The organism is Paenibacillus amylolyticus (assembly GCF_047302515.1).
Lineage (GTDB): Bacteria > Bacillota > Bacilli > Paenibacillales > Paenibacillaceae > Paenibacillus > Paenibacillus amylolyticus_G.
On record NZ_CP168019.1, the window covers coordinates 4934366 to 4954881 of the forward strand.

Below are 20516 nucleotides of genomic sequence, written 5' to 3' on the forward strand. Positions count from 1 at the left end.
TATCTATACCACGATGCGGAATATCCTAAACTCGAAATGACGATCTGTCTCTAAATAAAATATAAAATACGTACATATGTACCCCTAATGAACATCATAACTAAAATTCAATCCATATTCATGAGCCAATCCGCATGTTTACGTGGAACCACGGAACTAGGGCCTACTTGCGTACATATACGCAAAAAAAGCCGCACAGTCTCATATAAATATGGACTGCGCAGCCGCTTGCTACCATTTAGAGTAGCTTATGACGCCTGAGAACCTTTAATAAATTGAAACCCGTATGAATCATCTAACCAAGCGCAAAGGTCGAATGGTTACCGCTGCTGTCTTGAACCCAGGCATCCGGCAGAACGGATCTAGCTCTGGTCTGGTCGCCCGGTTCACATTCTGAATGCCGCCCCAATGCATCGGCACGAACAAGGTATCCTCCCGAATGGAATCCTTGATGCGCGAACGAACCGTGAAGCTTCCGTACGTCGATTGAATCTCTACCCACTCTCCATCGTGAATACGATAACGGGCAGCGGTAGCCGGGTGAAGTTCAACAAAGTTCTCCAATTCACGAGCTGCCAGTGCCGGACTTCGATGTGTCTGCACCCCTGTAAGATAATGAGGCAGCACACGCCCATTGGTGAGAATTAAGGGGAACTCCGAAGATATATCATTCCAGCCCGGGCTGGATTCAAATGTGAATGCCGCTTTGCCGTCCGGGTGAGCGAATCGTTCACCGAACAGCAGTCCTTCTCCCTGATCCTCCAGGGCAGAACACGGCCAGTATACCCCTTTCCCGTTACGCAAACGCTCATAGGTAATGCCATAGTAATCAGCGACTCCGCCACGACTTGCCACCCGAAGCTCATTAAAGATATCCTCAGCAGTGTCATATTCAAAATAAAAAGCTTTACCCAATTGCGCGGCAATCTGGCATAATATATCCCAATCATCAAGCGTTTCTCCCGGCGCAGGCCGCCCCTGTTCACGGAGCAGAACACGCCCCTCCAGATTGGTCAGTGTACCTTCATTCTCCATATAAGATGTAACCGGGAGAACCAGATCAGCCATGCGTGCTGTCTCCGACAGGAACATATCTGCCACGATCAGAAAGTCCAGCTTGCGCAGACCTTCTTCCACCAAACGCACATTGGGATTGGATACGACCGGGTTGGAGCCCATTACAAGCAACGCCCGAATCTCCTGATCATGGACCTTCTCTATCATCTCGTAGGCGGATACCCCTTTGCCTGGCAAACTTGCAGGGTCCACACCCCAGACGGATGCCACATAGGCACGATCGGCTTCATTTTCAATCGATCGATAGCCCGGTAGCTGGTCAGCCTTCTGCCCATGCTCCCGTCCGCCCTGCCCATTGCCTTGGCCTGTGATGGCACCATATCCGCAGCCTTCTCGGCCAATTTTGCCAGTTGCCAGCACCAGGTTCAAAAAGTGTCTCACTGCCATATGTCCATCCGTCTGCTGCTCCACACCACGTGCTGTCATGATCATGCCTGTCTCTGCCTCACCGTATGCCATCGCCGCCTGACGAATCAGCGCCAGATCAACCCCGCACGCTTGTGCCGCCTGTTCGAGTTGCAGATCAGCCAACCCTTGTATCAATTGCTCGTAACCATGCGTTCGTTCGTCTATAAAATGAGGGTTCACCAATCCGGCATCCATAATCACCTTCATCATGGTATCCGCCAGCAGAGCATCCATGCCAGGTTTCACCTGCAAATGGAGGTCGGCAATGGCAGCGGTTGCCGTCTTGCGTGGATCAATAACGATAATGAAGGCTCCGTTCTCCTTCGCCTGATTGAAGTATGGCAGGAGGGTAGGTTGGCATTCCGCAATATTGGTACCTGCAAGTACAATGCAGCCCGCCTTGGGAATATCGGACAGACGGAACGTCAATCCACGATCCATCCCGAACACTTTACTGCCAGCTGAAGCCGCAGCTGACATGCAGAACCGTCCATTATAGTCGATATACTTTGTCCCCAATGCAACCCGGGCAAATTTTCCGAGCAGGTAGGCTGTCTCATTGGTCAAAGATCCGCCTCCGTAGACTCCGACCGTATCTGCTCCATAAGAGTCCTTCAAGTCCTGAAACCGCTCTGCGATGGTCTGAATGGCCTCCTTCCAGGAACAGGGTTCCAGCTCGCCATTACGACGAATGAGCGGATGCATTAATCGTTGACCACTGAGCGCATGTTGATGAGCATTCATGCCCTTCACACACAACCTGCCCTGAGAGGCTTCATTCGGGACACCCTGAACCGTATACTCACCACGACGCTGGCCTGGAACAGGTGCAGCCAGTTCTTCAACAGTCATCTTGCACTGCACACTGCAATACGGACACTGGGTTTCCTTTACATACAGCTTGGAGGCTGTTGGTTCTGAACTCACGGATAATCCCATCTTTCCATCCCCGCCTTTCATCTATATATCAGCTTGAAGTGTAGCTGCAAGTTCCTTCTGTAACTGGTCATCCAGCAGCGTTTCCCGAATCGACATGAATCCCAATCGTTCCGTCCATGCCCATAACGGCTCATCATACCAAGCGGTTTGGCGATACCATTGAAGACAGGCTGATGCGAGTGTGGCCGCTTGCACCTCAGTTTCAGCCACCCCAATCAAGCCGCCTTGTTTGACCGGATGCTCTGCATGACCGCCTGCGTAGATCTCCCATCCAGCTGGTGAAGCCAGCAAGCCAATATCCTGCACCAGTGCGCTCACCAACGAACCGGGCCCTGGTGCAACTCCCATATTCACCGGCGACGGCATCGCAGCGCCGATCCAACTCTCACGAAGTTGTGCAGCCACCCCACTGACATCCCTCGCATAGGATGACATCGGGATCTGATCATCCCAGCGCACCTGAACCTCTGAGTGACCTTCCATCTCTCGAACAACCATCGTTCTACCGGATACCTGTAAGTAATAATGAATTACAGGGCGACATACCGAGCAACCATGTTCCGAACCCCAACCCAGCTTTTGCAAGATCAAAGATATGTCTGGTAGCCCTGTCTCCAGAACATCGATGTCAGCCATTATTTCCTTCAATTCTGCATGCACAAGCTCCGTACAACTGCACACAGGCATTGGAGCAGGTTTATCTGGTGTGGCTACCACGCCAGTACCCCCGTTATTTTTCAGATTATGCGTATGTTTCAATAGAGCAGCCACCATCGGGCGACAGCCACCGCATGAACCCGACGCCTTGGTCTGCTCCTTCACCTGATCTGCCGTCTCGAGACCCTGTTCCTGAATAGCGTTCATAATGGCAGCCTTGGTCACATTGTTGCAGGCACATACGGTCTCCTGAGCCGGTAATGCCGCAGCAGCCATCTCAGCCGGGTCTGGGGAGCCTTCACGCGGAGCCAATTCCGCCACATCTGCGCCCCGTTGCACAAGTCCAAGCAATGCCGTTCCTTCGGTTGTATCTCCAAATAAAATAGCTCCACGCACTTTGCCAGCCTGCATCAGTACCTTTTTGTATGTGCCTTGAATGCCATCCAGATGTTGAATGGCAGTCTGCATGCCTTCCCCACTAATCTCGCCAGCCGAGAAAACATCAACCCCTGATACTTTCAGCTGTGAGTATGGAATTGATCCTCTGTATTCAGGCGTTTCCTGTCCACAGAGCGTACGTGCGAGTACTTTTCCTTGCTCGTATAAGGGGGCCACCAGACCATAACTGATTCCCCTATGTTCAGCACATTCCCCAACTGCGTATATATCGGGTACACTGGTGCGCATGTAGTCATCTACCATAATTGCCCGATTCGTGGCGATTCCACTTCGTCTGGCCAGATCCACATTTGGCCGAATCCCTACAGCGACAATGACAACCTGAGCTTCAAGCTTGGAACCATCTGTGAATAGCAGCCCCTGCGCCTGCGATCGTCCGGTAATTTTCTGCGTATTTTTGGCCAAAAGAAAGGACATACCCTGCCCTTCAAGTTCCTTTTGAAGCATCGCGGCAGCCTTCTGATCCAACTGCCGGTTCATAATGTAAGGTGCGTTATGGACCACCACAGCTTCCATGCCCAGATGCAGCAACCCGCGTGCAGCCTCCAGCCCAAGCAATCCACCACCAATGACAGCAGCCTTGCGATATGTTTTAGAATAATCAGACATGCGCGTACAATCGTCAATCGTTCGGAAGGACATGACCCGCTCTTTATCAATTCCCGGAATCGATGGGATAAAAGGTGAAGACCCTGTCGCCAGAATCAGGACATCATAGGTTTCTTTTAGTCCGGATTCCGTCTCTATATATTTTCCACGGGTATCAATGCGGTGTACCGTTTCACCTGTACATAGCCGTATATGATGCTCGGCGTACCAAGTCCAATCATTGATAATGATATCCTGTAACGAATGCTCACCCTGCAATACTTTTGATAACATGATCCGATTGTAGTTGGGACGGGGTTCATTGCCGTAGATTACAATCTCATACGTATCAGGCTCCAGTTCGATAATCTCTTCGACACACTTCACTCCAGCCATGCCATTCCCGATAATCACCAGTTTGCTTCTACTCATGGGCTGCCCCCCTATCTCTCTCACCTGAAAATAAACAGAAAAATCCCTTCTCCATGATTCGGAAAAGGGCACCGTTGCCTCCGGAATCCACACGCCTTTGTGTGGATTCATATTAGATTCAGATTAAGGCAATCTCAACTATATGTCAACTAAATTAACATAAAAATGAGAATAACGATTAAAAAATGAATTATTTAAAATTACATGTAATTTTTGTTGACATATATATTTTCTCTTGATTATAATTTGAATCAAAATCACAGTGCTGTGATCAACTCAGATGCGGGAACACAATGACGTGTACCGCCTGTCGGCAACGGGGCCGCAAATCGTTCATATCTGGACGAATTGCGGCCTTTTTCTGCCTCAATAAGCACATAGAAAAATCACGAAGATCTCAATTGGATGAGGAGCGATGATGGATGATGGAGAGCAAAAGTTTTTGGAAAAGCGGGCATAAGCCCACCCTCTTCGGGGCGTTTATGTATTTTGACATCAGTTTTATGATATGGGGGATGCTGGGTCCACTCGCAGTGGTCATTGCATTGGACTATCCGATGACTCCGCTGGAAAAGGCCAATCTGGTCGCGTTGCCTATCCTTGGCGGCTCCATCCTGCGACTTGTGCTAGGCTTCATGTCTGATTATATCGGTCCGAAACTAACCGCACAGATCGGGATGCTCGTCACCCTTGTTCCCTTATTACTCGGCTGGTTATGGGTTGACTCCTTAAGCCAACTGTACGTGGTGGCACTCTTGCTTGGTGTCGCAGGCGCCTCCTTTGCTGCTGCGCTACCTCTGGCAGGCCAATGGTATGGCAAAGAGCATCAGGGTCTGGCCATGGGTATTGCCGGGGCGGGTAACAGCGGAACCGTACTCGCGACGTTGTTTGCCAATCGCTTGGCTACGCATTTTGGCAGCTGGGAAGTTGTGTTCGGACTTGCTATTATACCGATCGTTATTGTATTCATCCTCTTTTCTATCTTTGCCAAGAATAGCCCTAACCGACCTGAACCCAAGAAATTGTCCCAATATGGAAGTCTGCTTAAACAAAAAGATGCTTGGGTATTCTGTGCCTTCTATTGTGTAACCTTTGGTGGCTTCGTTGGATTATGTAACTATCTCACCATCTTCTTCAACACCCAGTATGGGCTCTCTCCTGTTCGTGCCGCAGACATAACCACCTTCTGTGTAATCGCAGGCAGTTTCTTCCGGCCTGTTGGGGGTTATCTGGCGGACAAAATTGGCGGAACCCGCATGCTAACATTCCTGTACACAGGGGCTTGTGTCATGTTAATCGGAGTATCCTTCATGCCACCGCTTCCTTTTGTAGTAGTCATGTTATTCCTCGGTATGATGTGTCTGGGAGCCGGAAATGGCTCCGTGTTCCAACTGGTTCCCCAACGCTTCGGTAACGAAATTGGTCTGATGACAGGTATTGTAGGTGCCGCTGGCGGATTGGGCGGGTATGCACTGCCGCTGATTCTCGGTCAACTGTATAGTAGCTATCAATCCTATACGCCAGGTTTTGTCATTCTTAGCCTGATTGCAGCAGCTTCCCTGTTCCTGGTTCTCTTCATGCAATCCCGCTGGCGTGTAAGCTGGCTGAGCCGAGGTAACAAAGGCATGGCAGAATCGACGTCCCTCTCTTCCTGAGGCGTACAACCCACTCGGCCGTTAACCAATGGTACGGTGTATGTGGATGATCCCGAAGTCGAAGTAAGCAAAGAACAGCGCAGCCCGATGCGGCTACGCTGTTCTTTCTGCTTAAAGCTGCTTTTTTGCTTAAGATGAATACTTTTGAAGAACAATAACCGCATTATGACCGCCAAAACCAAAGGAATTAGACATCCCAATCCGCAGTTCTGCTTTTCTTGCCTCGTTTGGTACATAATCCAGATCACATTCGAGGTCCCTCTGCTCCTGATTGATGGTTGGAGGAATGATACCATACCGCAGACTTTGAATAAGTGAGATCGCCTCCGCACCACCTGCTGCACCAAGCATATGTCCCGTCATGGACTTATTCGCTGTGACCGGAATATCATAGGCAGCTGTTCCGAAAAGTTGTTTAATAGCTCTTGTCTCAGACAGATCACCTGCCTCCGTACTGGTGGCATGAGCGTTAATCACATCAATGTCCTCAGGCCCAATCTGAGCTTCTTTCAGTGATGCTTTCATAGCCAGATATGCACCCCGTCCTTCCGGGTGGGTAGCTACCATATGATACGCATCTGAACTGGCACCATATCCAATCACTTCAGCAAGAATATTCGCCCCTCTTCCCAGTGCATGAGACAGTGATTCCACAACCAGAATTCCAGCGCCCTCCGCCATGACAAAACCGTCTCTCCCTGCATCAAATGGACGACTTGCTGTTTGGAAGGCTTCATTTCTTGTTGATAGCGCTGTCGCATTACCAAAGCTTGCCAGTGACACCTCGGTTACAGCCGCTTCTGTTCCGCCAGCAATAATGACATCGGCTCCGCCATGACGAATTAACCGGAAAGCCTCTCCAATGGCGGTATTGCCAATGGAACAAGCCGTTACTGGCGACAATGTCGGCCCCCAGCAGCCAAACCTCATACTGACCGTAGCCGCAGCCATATTGGATATCATCATCGGTACCAGTGTTGGGCTGACGCGCGCAGGTCCCCGATCTGACAGGACCTTGCCTTGTTCCATCAATGTCTGGATGCCGCCTATGCCTGAACCAATATATACACCTACCCGTTCACGGTCCAATTCATCCATCACAAGACCTGATTGTGATACAGCCTGATCCGCAGCAGCAACAGCGAATTGAACGAATCGGTCCATACGTCTTGCTTCCTTGCGTCCAAAACGCTCTTCACCATCAAAATCACGGACCACGCCAGCGATTCTGGTTTTGTACGAAGCTGTATCAAAATGTTCTATAGGTGATACACCTGATCTACCCTCAATTAATCCATTCCAGAATGTATCTACATCATTTCCCAAAGGAGAGATAACTCCCATACCTGTAATCACGACTCGTTCCATGTCCATCCTCCTTCAGTGCTGTTGTCTACCTTACTCTTACACTCTGCTACTAATAGTGCACTTTTGAATATCCTATTACAAGTTGTCAATTATAATAGTATAATGACTACCATGATAACGAGGATTGAAGGTGATGGATTGAACTATGATGTCAGGTTACAGGCATTGTCCACTTTTCTGAAAACACAGCGTTCCAAAATTTCTCCCGAATCGGTCGGTTTACCCACCGGAAGTCGGCGCAGAACGCCTGGGCTGAGGAGAGAAGAGGTTTCCCAACTGGCAGGAGTGAGTACAACATGGTATACCTGGCTTGAACAAGGTCGGGATATTCAGGTATCCCATTCCGTGTTGGATAACATTGCTTCAGCACTGAGGCTTACTGCAGATGAACGAAAATATCTGTTTTCGCTCGCCATGGAGCATCACTCGGAGCTGCCTATGCTGGAAGAAGAATCGGTTCAACTTCACCCTTCCTTGCAGAAAATTTTGCAAGAACTTCATCACTGTCCTACCGTGATCTCGGACCGGCGTTGTTACATTGTCGGCTGGAATGATGCAGCCCGCCATGTTTTTATGGATTTTGAACAGATTGCCCCCGAACAGCGGAATATGATCAGTCTGTTATTTGATCGAAAGGAGTTTCGCAGGCTCGCGGTGAACTGGGAGGATTTTGTTAGCGGATTTCTGGCGATTTTTCGTGCTTACTATGGCCAGTATGTTGATGATGAATGGTATAATTTATTTCTGGATGACATGATGAACAGACATCCCGATTTTCATACCCTTTGGAAACAAAGCAGCGTCAGCAGTGCCCCGGACGTATTAATCGAATTCAGGCATTCCAAAGCAGGCAAAATGTTGTTTGATCTGACTTCGTTGCAGGTTCAGGGCAGTTCCGATCTGCGTTGCAGTGTCTACACCCCTGCGCCAGAAAGCGCTACCGAGCGCAAATTGATGCGCCTGATCGAGCGTGAAGCTGATCCACATCTTGGCAAGCATTAAATCGGAGTCTCTCACCTTCTCGGAGTCATGTTAGAGCCTTGACATCCTCATGTTGCATGTTTTAAATACCAGGTATATTAAGTAATCCATGGATCTTAGTCCTTCTACAAGAAGGGGGTTCAGAAAGGAATATCATGACGAAAGTGCTTATCATAGAGGACGACAACATGTTAGGCGATACATTATCCTTGTATTTGCAAGGTGAAGGGTATGATGTTATCCGTGTCGATAACGCAAGAGATGGTCTTCTACAGCTTCAAGCGCGGCCTGATATCCTGCTTCTTGACTTGATGCTCCCTGATTCGGGTAATAAGAATCCTAGTTCTCTCATGCGCCAACATACGGCAATCCCCATCATTGTCATCTCTTCCTTAACCGAGGTTTCTGAGCGGATTCGATCATTAACAGACGGGGCTGATGACTATGTATGTAAGCCTTTCAGCATGCAGGAGCTGAAGGCACGTATTGAGGCCGTATTGCGCCGCTACTCTATATTGAACAGCTCTGTTGTCACTGAACAGGAATCCGGAATATCTCTCGATCTGGCCCGAAGAACTGTTCTGTTGAATAACCAGCGCGTGGAGATGACGTTTTCCGAATTTGAGATCATGAAGCTGTTTATCCTCAATCCTGGCAAAGTCTACAGTCGGTATGCCCTAATTGAAGCCATTCGTGGTATTGATGCCTACATTAATGATCGCACCATCGATGTGCACATTACCAAACTTCGCAAAAAAATTGAGGACAATCCAAAAAACCCCCAATACATTCAAACCATCTGGGGGGTCGGATATAAGTTCACACCTTAAAACAACACAGCTTCATTCCGATCACCATGGCAGGGACTCGGTAATTTTATCAATTTCCTGTTGTACCTTCTCCAATGCCAAACGCAGTTCCTCTTCTTTGAACAACGGACGGAACAAGAGTGATTCCAATTGGAGAACTGCACACATCAGGTCCACTGCATGCAGATTCGCAGCTACGCCTCGAAGAGAATGAACACTACGAATTGCATCAGCAATCTGCTGTTGCTGAAGCTGAATCGCCAGTTTTTTCTGAAACAAGCCATACTCCATTCTGAACTTCGTGAGCGCATATTGCAGAATATGCGGCTTGCCGTCCATCTGTCTGATCGCCTTATCTGCATCAATTCCATTGATCTCCCTTATGCCTTTTAGATCAATCCATATTTCCAAAATGTCTGCGAGCTGTTGTTCATGTATGGGCTTAGTCAGTATGGCATTCATGCCTGCTTCAAGATATAATTCATGGTCCCTTTTTAAACTATTCGCTGTAAGCGCGATAATAGGTGTACGATCATATTTCCTCATCTTGCGAATATGTCGAGCTGCATCAATTCCGTTCATATCTGGCATATAGAGATCCATCAGAATCAGTTCCCATGTTTGTTCGTCCAATTTCTTCAAAACCTCTGTGCCACTGTCTGCCAGCGTCACCTTGAATCCGGTATGTTCCAGCATGGCCCGAATGACCAGTTGATTGATTTCATGATCTTCAGCGATCAGAATGTGCCCTTTGGATTTAAGCAAATAAGATTCATCGCCTTCTATCATCCGCTTTTTCTCCAATGGCCCTTCACCCTGAAGTGCAAGTAATACTTCGAACAATCCCAGACGTGTAATCGGTTTGATCATCATGAGATCCGGGCGAAAGGATCTCTCCTCACTCCACAGGGCATTTTCACTAAAAGCATGGGTATAACCCACCATTTGAAATTTGGTTCGATTCAATCGCTTCATGAAACTGTCCCATGACGATCCGTTGACGGTCTCCTCTGCATCCATATCCATCATCATCAACATGGAACTTACCTCATCTACATGATGGACATACCAATCACTTTCCATCATATGGTTCAACGAAGGATACAGCTTCGGCTTCATTCCGAATGAGTAGAGTAACTGCTTCAGACTTTCGCCCATTCGTTCATCTTCTTCAACGATAACCACATCATCGGCACAATAGAGAAGAGGGTATGTTTGCAGGAAGGAACTTTCTTCTTCCGAATCTGCAAGTTCAAATATCAAGTCGAATGAAAACAGACTGTACTCTCCCAGCACACTATCCACCCGCAAGCTTCCTCCCAAAGAGGTGACCAGAAGATAACAGATGACCAGCCCAAGACCAGAGCCACCATATGTTCGATACGTCGAGGGTTCCGCTTGTGTAAACGGGACAAAAAGCCGTTCCAATTGTTCAGGTGACATCCCGATTCCCGTGTCCTCTACCTCAAAACGGACCTGAACTCGCTCCCCCTCCAATGAAAGCACCTCTGCCTGCAACGTTACATATCCATGCTCCGTAAATTTAATCGCGTTACTGAGCAGATTCAATAACACCTGTTCAAGTCGGAACGGATCACCAATCACCGTTAATGGCAGATCGGGATCGGTTGTAAAGATCACTTCGATATCTTTGTGCCCGATGGCCACACCGATCTGATCTGCCACACGTTTGATCACATCCTCTGGTGAAAAAGAGACCTTCTCCAAAATCAGCTTGCCTGCCTCAATTTTCGAAAAATCAAGAATATCATTTACGAGGGCAAGCAAGGTTTGGGAGGACGCATTGATTTTACTCAAATAATCCTTTTGTTGTGGAGATAGATCTGTCCGTTGAAGCAACAACGAGAAGTTGATAATACCACTCAGTGGGGTACGAATCTCGTGGCTCATGAATGCGAGAAACTCACTCTTCGCCTGGCTTGCTTTGTCAGCCTTAACACGTCTATAGTGATCCGAAATGTCATGAATGACTGCCTTGATTTTCTCACTTGAGTTTAATACTTTAACAGGGGATAGGTGAACCCGAACATGCTGCTCATGACCTTCACCAACAATGAAACTCAGTTCCGTATCCTGTGTTATATTGTGATGTAAGGCTTTTTGGAAAACGAACAACCAGTTCTCCAGCTGCTCAATGAACAACAATTCTTCAAGCTGGCGCCCAATCACTTCCTGCCTGCCGAGACCGAGAACATCCAGAAATTTCTGATTCACCGACACAATACATCTGTTGTTATCCAAACCGACAAACCAGTCTGCCGACACTCGCTCAAGTGTTCGATATCGCTCTTCACTTTCTTGAATCCTTCGTTTAACCGCTCTGTGCTCCGTAATATCAAGTCCATATCCCACGACATATTTCACCACACCCTCTTCTCGCAGAGGGCGAACGTTCACCAGCGAATAGTAACCTCCATGCTCAATCTCGTAAAAAAAAGATTCCCCTTCCCATGCCCGGTTAAACTGCTTTCGCAGAAATTCTACCTTTTCCTGAGGTAAAATATCCAATGTGCCCAGTTTGTAATCTTGCTTCAGACTACTCATATCCAAGCCCAGTCGGGAGAGCATCTCTCCCTCAAGCACAAGATACTCGAATTTTCCGTTCTGTTTTCGGATTTTAAAAGTAAAACCCGGCTGCATACGAAGCATCTCCAGCATTTCCTGATCCCTCTGAATGACCAATCTCCTATATCGATGATTTTGGTTCAGATAATACAGGAATAATATAACGGACAGCAGGCAGATACATTGAAAAAAGAGAATCTGCCCCATCATTAGCAGAGAAGGGGAATTTGTCTTTAGTGCAGAAAACTCATACACAGTAATCAGCAGCAACGCTCCGGACAACCACTTCTGTATAAATCCCCTGATATACTTAAAGATCAGGCATATGGCTACAACAAATAACAACTCTGTCAACGCATACTGCCAGTTCTCCAACAAGGGATTACGCCCCATATTAATCCGAAACATCCACATGAATGTAAAAGTAACGAAAGCAGAGCCACTCCCACCAAAATAAGCAGCAAGCAGATACACAATGGCCCGGAAATTCAACAATGTACCATCCTCAAGCACAATAGAGAAATAATAGAGCGCCGTGCCCAACATGCTCAGCGTAATACCAATAATGATCCGAGTCGTGATGGATGTTGAACGGGTAGCATTTGTATGGTTCAAATAGTGATGAATTAGGAAAACAAAGATCAAAATTAGCGTGAAATTTAATACAAGATCGCGTAGCAAATGGTCACCGTCCACATTACGACTTCAGGATTTCATGCATTCAATGAATGTTGTCAGATTCATGGTCGCAGTTCCTCAGTACACAAATCATAGTATGCCGTGCTCCCTTATTCAATTGACGATATTGACCATTTTTTTGAAAATAATTACTGCTTTCAGCTAACATCCCCTTATCACCAAACAACGTTTTTTTTCATGAAAATTCATCATTAAATATGCTGATATAAAAAAGAGAATCATCCAAATGAACCGATGTAATCGTAACTTGGGCTTCCCACACTTCCTGATCAACCTTCATCAGTTTGGCAACGCCGGACCAGGTCTGATTGCCTCTCCAGTGGGTATCCATTAGCAATCGGGCAGGCTGACCTATGGTGCTCTCCCGTGAGAATCCTGTTTTGGTTACATAAACGGAATTCACATCCAGAATCACACCCTCCTCATCTGTAATCATGACCGCATCCGTTAGCAGTAAGAAGGCTTTGAGTTCCAGTTGCATGGTTGTCCACTCCCTCTAATGAAACATGATGTGATGCTGTCCCTGTGTGATATCTCTCTTCTACAATCCCGTTTAATACTTAAACTGTCTAATCAGGCGCTGCAGCTCTTCAGCCAGGGTGGACAAGCCACGAGCCGATGAAGAAATCTGCTCCATCGCTGCCAGTTGCTCCTCTGAGGAAGCGGCCACTTCTTCGGAAGTTGCGGCGTTGCCTGACGCAATGCCTGCCAACTCATTGGATACAGCAGATACTTCCTGCACACCTGCTGTGATCTCTTGCGACGTGGCAGCAATCTCTTCAATCTGAGGTGTCGTTTCCCGCATGCTATCCAGAATACGTTCAAACTTTCGAATCGCTTCTGTAGAGATGTCCATGCCCTCTCCAACCTCTGAAGTCACCTTCTCCATCATGCGAACGGAAGCAGCCATATCTTCCTGAACCGCCGTAGTCAGCACGGTGATTTCATTGACGGACTGCCCGGATTGCTCTGCCAACTTGCGAACCTCTGCTGCAACAACGGCGAATCCATTGCCATGTGTACCTGCACGAGCAGCTTCAATGGATGCGTTCAGCGCGAGCAGGTTTGTCTGTTTGGCTATATTTCCGATTAACTCCGTGATCGCTGATATTTGGTGTGATCGTTCATATAACGCCTGGATCAATTGGTTTGTCTGTTCTACCGTCTCTTGAATCGATTGCATCTGACTCACCGTCTGCTTGACGGTGTTGCCACCTTCTTCTGCTTGTACGGTTGTATGTTTCGCCAAATCAGCGACATGTATGGAACGTTCGGCGATTCTTGTAATACCAATCGTAATTTCATTCATGGCCTGATGGTTATGTTCAATACCTTCGGTCTGTTTCTCCGCACCACTCGCAATTTCCTGAATGGCTCGCGCTACCTGCTCACTGGCTGCACTGGTTGATTCCGCACTCTGAGTCATTTCATCCGATGAGATGACTACCTGACTGGCGCTGTTCTCCACATTTTGAATCAACACACGCAGATTGCTCTGCATTTTGCCAAAAGCCTCACTCAGTTCACCTATTTCATCATTACTTGTGCTTGTAATGGTTTGGGTTAGATCCCCTTCACTCACCTGAATCGCCTGAACCTTCAACTGACGAATCGGTTTAACAATTGATCGCATCACCAGCCAGATGATCAAAATCCCGATGACAAGAAAAGAAACGATCACCATAATCGTTCGATTCAGAATAGGCGCAGCGGCATCCTCTACTTCAGAAGAAAACATGGTACCCGCGACCTTCCATCCCGTTGATTCATTCGTGGCGTAATACATGACCTTATCAACCTGATCAAAGGTATAGTTGAAGTTACCGGATTCATTCGTATACACTTGTGTCCAAAAATCTTCTGTTGCATCTGTTCCAGGTTCCATCGTTGGATGATAGATATACTTTTCGCTGGCATCCAGCAGAATCAGATGTCCCTTTTCTCCTACTTTAATTGCGCTAACCAATTGACTAATGTCTGCCAGATTGAGATCCAATTGGACCACACCAGATTGGTCTTCCAGTGCCTTCGCAATCGTAATGGTAATCTCTTTTGTCTCTGCAGAAACATAAGGGTCTGTAACAATGACCTGCTGTGGAGTACCCATCGCTTCTGTGTACCATGGTCTTGTTCGCGGATCGTAATCTTCAGGCATCTCCGCATCGGAGGACATCAGATACACACCTGCCTCTGTGCCTACACCTATGGTTATGATATCTGTGTTCTGCGCAGCGTACCCCTTCAATTCGTTCACAACCCGAACCTCGGCATCTTCTTGTCGTAATTGCTCTGCAAGTGTATTCGAATAATATTCAATGTGATTCCGCTTGGTATTGACTGAAAGATCTATCGTTGCACTGGCAAGGTTCACATTTTCCATCGCACTATGTAAAATTTGCTTCTCCACTTCATCTTTTGCACTGTTATACGATAAAACTCCAATACTTAACGAAGGAATGGCCAGGAAAGCAATAAAGGACACCACCAGCTTGGTCTTAAAGTTCTTATGCATCTTGTTGAACCAGGTCGATTTGCTATTTTTTCGGGACAAATTTCTCTACCTCTTCCAGATAAATTTTAGTTTTACTTGATCTACTTATAAGTTGAACTAGTGATTATTTACACTTGCCACTCCGATGACAGAATAACCTGCCACTTGCTGAATGATTCATACAACTTATATAGCTCTTGTATAGCTCTCATAGATTGTAAACCATCTTTTCAAAAAACTAGGTCTCACTTCTTGTGAAAAACACTCTTTACACTACAAAACTCGAACAAATCTCTTCATTTATAATCCAAAAGAACTATTTTCAAACAAATTATACGAAAAAACTATTAAATAAAGTGTTCCGGGGATATGACCAAATTGTTAACTTTCTAAATACTTGTTAATAAGCACGCGGACGACAAAAAAAAGATCCAAGCGTTATCGCTCAGATCTAAAGGTTATTTACATTGGACCAACGTATTCTCTATTTAAATGCCGGGATCACAATATCTGCATATTTCTCTTCGAAGAAGGCTTTGACCTCTGGACCCGCCATGCGTTTAGCCAGCTTCTGGATCGCTTCGGAGTCCTTATTATCCTCACGAGCAACCATGGTGATTGCAAAATGGGAATCATCCTTCTCGGTTAACAATGCATCCTTTTTCGGTGTAAGACCGAGCGGACTGGCATATGCCGGAGTCATGGCTACCAGATCAGCATCATCCATCATACGAGCCAGCATCAACAAGTCCACTTCCTCAAACTTGAAGTTCTTTGTATTCTCGGTGATGTCTGCCTGTGTGGCGTTAAAACCTACGCCCTCTTTCAGCTTAATCAACCCGTTCTGCTCCAGCATCACAAGAGAGCGACCAATGTTGGAAGGATCGTTTGCAATTGCAACCGTTGCACCTTCTGGCAATTCCTCAATCGTTTTGTACTTTTTGGAGTAGCCGCCATAGATGGCATTATAGATAGGCTGTACAGCCACCAGATTGGCATTGTTCGCTTCATTATACTGGGTCATGTAAGGCACGTGTTGGAAGAAGTTTGCATCCACTTCCTTATTCGCGAGTGCCGTATTTGGTTGAACGTTATCTGACAACACAACAACTTCCAGGTTGACGCCATCTTCCTTCAAAAGCGGTTTAACAATATCCAGTACATCTGTCATCGGCGGAATCAACGTAGCTACTTTCAGCGTAACTTCTTGTCCAGCTTGTGTATCTTCTTTTGTTCCTTCAGCCGCAGGTGTTTCTTCTTTTTTGCCACAAGCAGCTACGACCAGCATTACTGCAAGCAACATAAGCATCATTTTTGCTTTCATTTCATGTCTACCCCTCATCGTATAATCTGTATTGGTTATTCGTAATAATGCACGGTCCAACCGTTCAGGATCTGCGATCCAGCCAGTGGGACAGTCTGCTACCTGTGAATTGTATCATCTGTACCAGGATAATCATAATGATGATCGTAAATACCATAATCTCTGTTTCGAAGCGCTGATAACCGTAGCGAATGGCGAAATCGCCAACCCCGCCGCCACCTACAATGCCCATCACCGTCGAGTAGGAGATGAAGCTAATCGTAGCTGTTGTGAGTCCCAGTACAAGGCCAGATCGTGCCTCCACGTACAAGAATTTCACCACAAGTTGCATCGTCGATGCCCCCATGGAAGCAGCAGCTTCAACCACTCCCCTCGGTACATCCAGCAAGGCTTGTTCCACCAGTCTGGCGTAGTAGGCAATCGCAATAACCGAGAGTGGCACGGTTGCCGCCAGCGTACCTATGGACGTTCCCACAACAATCCGTGTGAATGGAATCATGAATACAACTAGCAGTAAGAACGGAAACGAACGAACGATGTTGACGACACTACCGAGTACAAAGGACAGCGTTTGATTCTGATACCGTTGTCCTCTCCGGAATAAGTACAGCAGTGTACCCAAAGGTAACCCGATCAGAACAGCTGCCGCAATGGAGATGCCCACCATGACAAAAGTCTCTCCAATCGCCTGCCATATCTCATGCTGATACTTCAGCACAGACTCAGGTAACCTCATGACTTGTCCTCCTGTTCTGCCTGACGGAACAAAGACGAACCTGCCAACCCGTATTCGTCACCCGCAAGCAAGGAGGTCAGTAGATCAGGCTGTGGAGCAGGGATACTGCTCACTTCCGCTTTAGACAACGTACGAACGAGTCGCCCATCCTTCATGACGGATATCCTGTGACATAGTCTGCGAGCCACTTCCATCTCATGCGTCACTACAACAATGGTCACGCCCAGCGTTTCATTGATATGACGCAGCACATCCAGGATACCGTTTGTTGTCTGTGGATCAAGCGAAGAGGTCGGTTCATCACAGAGCAGCACATCCGGACGACTGGCAAGTGCTCGTGCAATCGCCACACGCTGCTTCTGTCCTCCGCTAAGCTGAGCAGGATATTGATCTGTCTTGTCTTCCAGTCCAACAAACCGCAGTACCTCAAGTCCACGTTCAACTCGCTGCGTACGAGATATACCCGCAAGCTCCAATGGCATGCAGACATTGCCACTCACCGTTCGGTTACTGACAAGATTGAAGTGTTGAAAGATCATGCCAATGGATCTTCGTGCCTGACGCAGACTCTGTTCATTCATCTGGGTCAAGTGCTGCCCATTCACAACAACCTCACCATCATCCGGCTTTTCCAATCCGTTGAGCATCCGCAGAAGCGTGGATTTGCCTGCACCACTTGATCCGATGATGCCATGTATTTCTCCTTGTCCCACTTCGAGGGACACCGAGCTTAATGCTTCGAATCCCTGATCTGCACGGGAACCGCGCTCGATATAACGTTTGCTTACACCATATAATGAGATCATGGAGAGTCCTCCCGTGAATGATCATGCATGGTTCTTCAAGAACACATGAAGAAAGCCCGCACAGCCGATAACCGGAGCGCGAGCAAGCCTGTTCATTTATAATAAATCAACATCCCTTACGAGACAAGCTTTTAAGGTGAGATTGCCTCCTGAAGGCGGCTGGCTTCATATAGACGAAAACGTCCGTTGGACGAACCCACATACACTTCATTGCCGATCCGGTTGATCGTTCCATTCTTCGCATCCCGGTCCCGGTGCTCCGGGTTTCCCATCACAACGTCATGTACACGACCTAACAGTGCTCCACTCTTTTTGTTCATTACGAGCAAATTCTCGTCCATGGGCAGCAGCAACTGATCATCAATGACCAGATAACTTCCCTGATTCGTTGGATGCCTTAGTGTTGCAATCGTATCTTTGGCATTCCAACGCGTCTCCCCTGTTTTATAATCCACAGCCGCCGGGTAGCCATTCTTAATCACATACAACTGATCCTCTTCCACCAGTCCTCGTTCAATCTTGCCCTTGAGCGTCCAGCGTGTTTTGCCTGTCTTGGCATCATACAGGGTAGTTGTAAAATCTTCATATTCGCCGTAATGATCGCCGTTTTTGTTCTCACGGATCAACAACATGCCATCATTCAGCTCCTCAAATCTCTGTCCTACCCGAGCAGGGAATTGCGCAAGCTTTTTCCCCGTGTTCAGATCAAGCAGAAGCCACTGATTATCTAGTGATAGCCATCTTTCAGCATTCGTGGTTGCAAAGGGATCAAGACGTTCAATTCCACCAGTATATGGATCATTCCAAAATTGTTCTATGGTGGATCGTTTGCCCTTTAAGCTCCATACGGTTCGCCCTGATTGCGGATCGACTGCAACCAGCTTATTCTTTTCCCAATACAACACATAGGGGTCATCTGCACTCTTGTTCAATAATTCATAACCTGTAGCCAGTTTTCGCGTCCACAATGTTTTTCCGTTTGCACTGTCCAGAACCGTTAACCAACTGTTGCTTGAGCTCTCAACAACCGGGTTATCCACAACCACAACGTTCTTAGCAGCGGTGATACCATTTAGTCTAAAATTTTGCTTAGGGGTGTACGTCCACGTGACCTTTCCGTTCTTCAAGTTCAGATGACGAATACGATCCACGTATTTTTTCTTATCAGGGTCATAATCGGTGTAGATTGTAACGTATTTACGCTCTGCATCCACCTCTGCCTGCTGTCTTCCAAAGCCCCCATTAATCCCCCATAGTTGCTGGCCGGAATGTCGGTCAAGGGCATATATGGAACCTTCGTAGTAATCCCCGCTAAATCCGCCGTCATCCCCTTTCATCAGGAGCACATCATCCGTGGCTGCTTGTAAAAAAGTGTAGTTAATATCCCCCTGGTTGGTCCATACCGGTTTCCAAGGGATTGTCGTTGGCAGTGTTGTGCCATAGATTTTTGTTGTGAACCCATATTCATCCGCCCGACTGATGTTCCAATCGGAAACAACAGCATTTCGATTATCCTGTGCTAAATTCCAGCGTGTTCTGACCAGTCTGCCATTCTTGTTGAATGTGACCAGAAATTGCGCATCTTCCCGCTCATATCTCCAGGTCTGTCCAATACTCATTGAATAACCCGTGAAATTTAGATTGCTTGAACTCTCTTTCCAATCCGGCTCGCCTAACCACCCAGCCACTTGTTTGGAGGTGGTTGCCTTATTCAGCTTAATATCTGTCAGATGGCGTATAACCGAAGTTGGCAGCGATGCATCCTGTTGGAACCAACCATCCGCCACATTCATCCGCTGTTCTATGGCCTGTGCCTTGATCCAGAAGAGTCCTGGCCGATACGTGAAGGATTCTTTATCCCAGACTCGTGGGGCAATGGAGACCCCATACCAGCCTTTCCACTTTGCAACAATAACAGCTTTATCTGTTAGCGATTTCTCACTAGACCAAGTTGTAGAACTATCCGGAGCCAGATACAGCTTACTGCCTGATCGGAGCGTGAAGCTTTGGGGAGCTGTTTCCGTCTTGCTTCTGCTCTCCTTCAGTGCATACCAACTTGGCAACCAAAAGTCTCCATGATCGGTTGACTTAAGCTGCACCCACTCGCCTCGAACCGAGGCCAACGTATACTTTTCGTTTTTTGTTGTATAGTATTCAATCCCCATCTGGTCAGCAGCCACACTGCCGTCCCTTCTGTTTTTGAACAGAGGGATGTCATTCATGAGTGTAACGGTATCTCCTTGTTTGTAGGCCAACTGTGTTGATGAGGCTTGGGAACTTGCACCCAAGGCTTGTGGCGTTGTAGCCAAAGCTTGTCCTCCAAGCACAACCATTTTGGAATCCAGCAGCATCCAGCCCGTCAACAGCACAGCTGATAATCCAGTCATGGTAATCCATTTGTACCCCGTTCTCTGCCAGTCAGGACCCGTCTTCACTCTCGTTCATCCCCATCCATTAGAATTTATTTCCAATAGAGACGCAGTAAAAAGGAAAAAGTTACC

At 47.3% G+C, this 20516-nt stretch carries 13 protein-coding genes; 3 read left to right on the forward strand and 10 right to left on the reverse strand.

Annotated elements, in window-relative coordinates:
* Positions 1 to 291 precede the first annotated feature (291 nt).
* Positions 292 to 2424: an assimilatory nitrate reductase catalytic subunit NasC gene (gene nasC, locus ACDJ59_RS21510; protein ID WP_413405635.1), complete on the reverse strand. Its 2133-nt coding sequence runs from the start codon at positions 2422 to 2424 to the stop codon at positions 292 to 294.
* A 21-nt stretch (positions 2425 to 2445) separates the two neighbouring features.
* A complete protein-coding gene (nirB, locus tag ACDJ59_RS21515; RefSeq protein WP_413405637.1) occupies positions 2446 to 4560 on the reverse strand; it encodes a nitrite reductase large subunit NirB in 2115 nt (704 codons plus the stop codon).
* A gap of 425 nt (positions 4561 to 4985) precedes the next feature.
* Here nirB and ACDJ59_RS21520 point away from each other — a divergent pair, with 425 nt between their 5' ends.
* Entirely contained in the window at positions 4986 to 6215 is a 1230-nt protein-coding gene (locus ACDJ59_RS21520; RefSeq protein ID WP_413409882.1) for a nitrate/nitrite transporter, read from the forward strand.
* 129 nt (positions 6216 to 6344) lie between these two features.
* Here ACDJ59_RS21520 and fabF read toward each other — a convergent pair whose 3' ends face one another.
* Entirely contained in the window at positions 6345 to 7583 is a 1239-nt protein-coding gene (fabF, locus tag ACDJ59_RS21525; RefSeq protein WP_413405639.1) for a beta-ketoacyl-ACP synthase II, read from the reverse strand.
* A gap of 138 nt (positions 7584 to 7721) precedes the next feature.
* Here fabF and ACDJ59_RS21530 point away from each other — a divergent pair, with 138 nt between their 5' ends.
* Entirely contained in the window at positions 7722 to 8585 is an 864-nt protein-coding gene (locus ACDJ59_RS21530) for a helix-turn-helix transcriptional regulator (RefSeq protein WP_413409883.1), read from the forward strand.
* Between the two features lie 134 nt (positions 8586 to 8719).
* Complete coding sequence (locus tag ACDJ59_RS21535) at positions 8720 to 9394, forward strand: response regulator transcription factor (RefSeq protein WP_076253483.1); 675 nt, start codon at positions 8720 to 8722, stop codon at positions 9392 to 9394.
* Between the two features lie 21 nt (positions 9395 to 9415).
* Here ACDJ59_RS21535 and ACDJ59_RS21540 read toward each other — a convergent pair whose 3' ends face one another.
* The 7 genes from ACDJ59_RS21540 to ACDJ59_RS21570 all read right to left on the reverse strand — a co-directional run bounded on the left by ACDJ59_RS21540 (position 9416) and on the right by ACDJ59_RS21570 (position 20450).
* Positions 9416 to 12574, reverse strand: a complete 3159-nt coding sequence (locus ACDJ59_RS21540; RefSeq protein ID WP_413405641.1) for a response regulator — start codon at positions 12572 to 12574, stop codon at positions 9416 to 9418.
* Between the two features lie 259 nt (positions 12575 to 12833).
* Positions 12834 to 13139, reverse strand: a complete 306-nt coding sequence (locus tag ACDJ59_RS21545; protein ID WP_036606158.1) for a PAS domain-containing protein — start codon at positions 13137 to 13139, stop codon at positions 12834 to 12836.
* A 72-nt stretch (positions 13140 to 13211) separates the two neighbouring features.
* A complete protein-coding gene (locus tag ACDJ59_RS21550; protein ID WP_413405644.1) occupies positions 13212 to 15209 on the reverse strand; it encodes a methyl-accepting chemotaxis protein in 1998 nt (665 codons plus the stop codon).
* Positions 15210 to 15633: 424 nt separating this feature from the next.
* Positions 15634 to 16491 carry a MetQ/NlpA family ABC transporter substrate-binding protein gene (locus tag ACDJ59_RS21555; protein ID WP_413405646.1) on the reverse strand — a complete coding sequence of 286 codons (858 nt, stop codon included), beginning with the start codon at positions 16489 to 16491 and terminating at the stop codon, positions 15634 to 15636.
* 46 nt (positions 16492 to 16537) lie between these two features.
* Positions 16538 to 17209, reverse strand: a complete 672-nt coding sequence (locus ACDJ59_RS21560) for a methionine ABC transporter permease (protein ID WP_047841707.1) — start codon at positions 17207 to 17209, stop codon at positions 16538 to 16540.
* A complete protein-coding gene (locus ACDJ59_RS21565) occupies positions 17206 to 18015 on the reverse strand; it encodes a methionine ABC transporter ATP-binding protein (RefSeq protein WP_413405648.1) in 810 nt (269 codons plus the stop codon). Before ACDJ59_RS21565 ends, ACDJ59_RS21560 begins: the two co-directional genes overlap by 4 nt.
* 131 nt (positions 18016 to 18146) lie before the next feature.
* Positions 18147 to 20450 (reverse strand): PQQ-binding-like beta-propeller repeat protein, encoded by a 2304-nt coding sequence (locus ACDJ59_RS21570; RefSeq protein WP_413405650.1) that lies wholly within the window; start codon positions 20448 to 20450, stop codon positions 18147 to 18149.
* Positions 20451 to 20516: the final 66 nt, after the last annotated feature.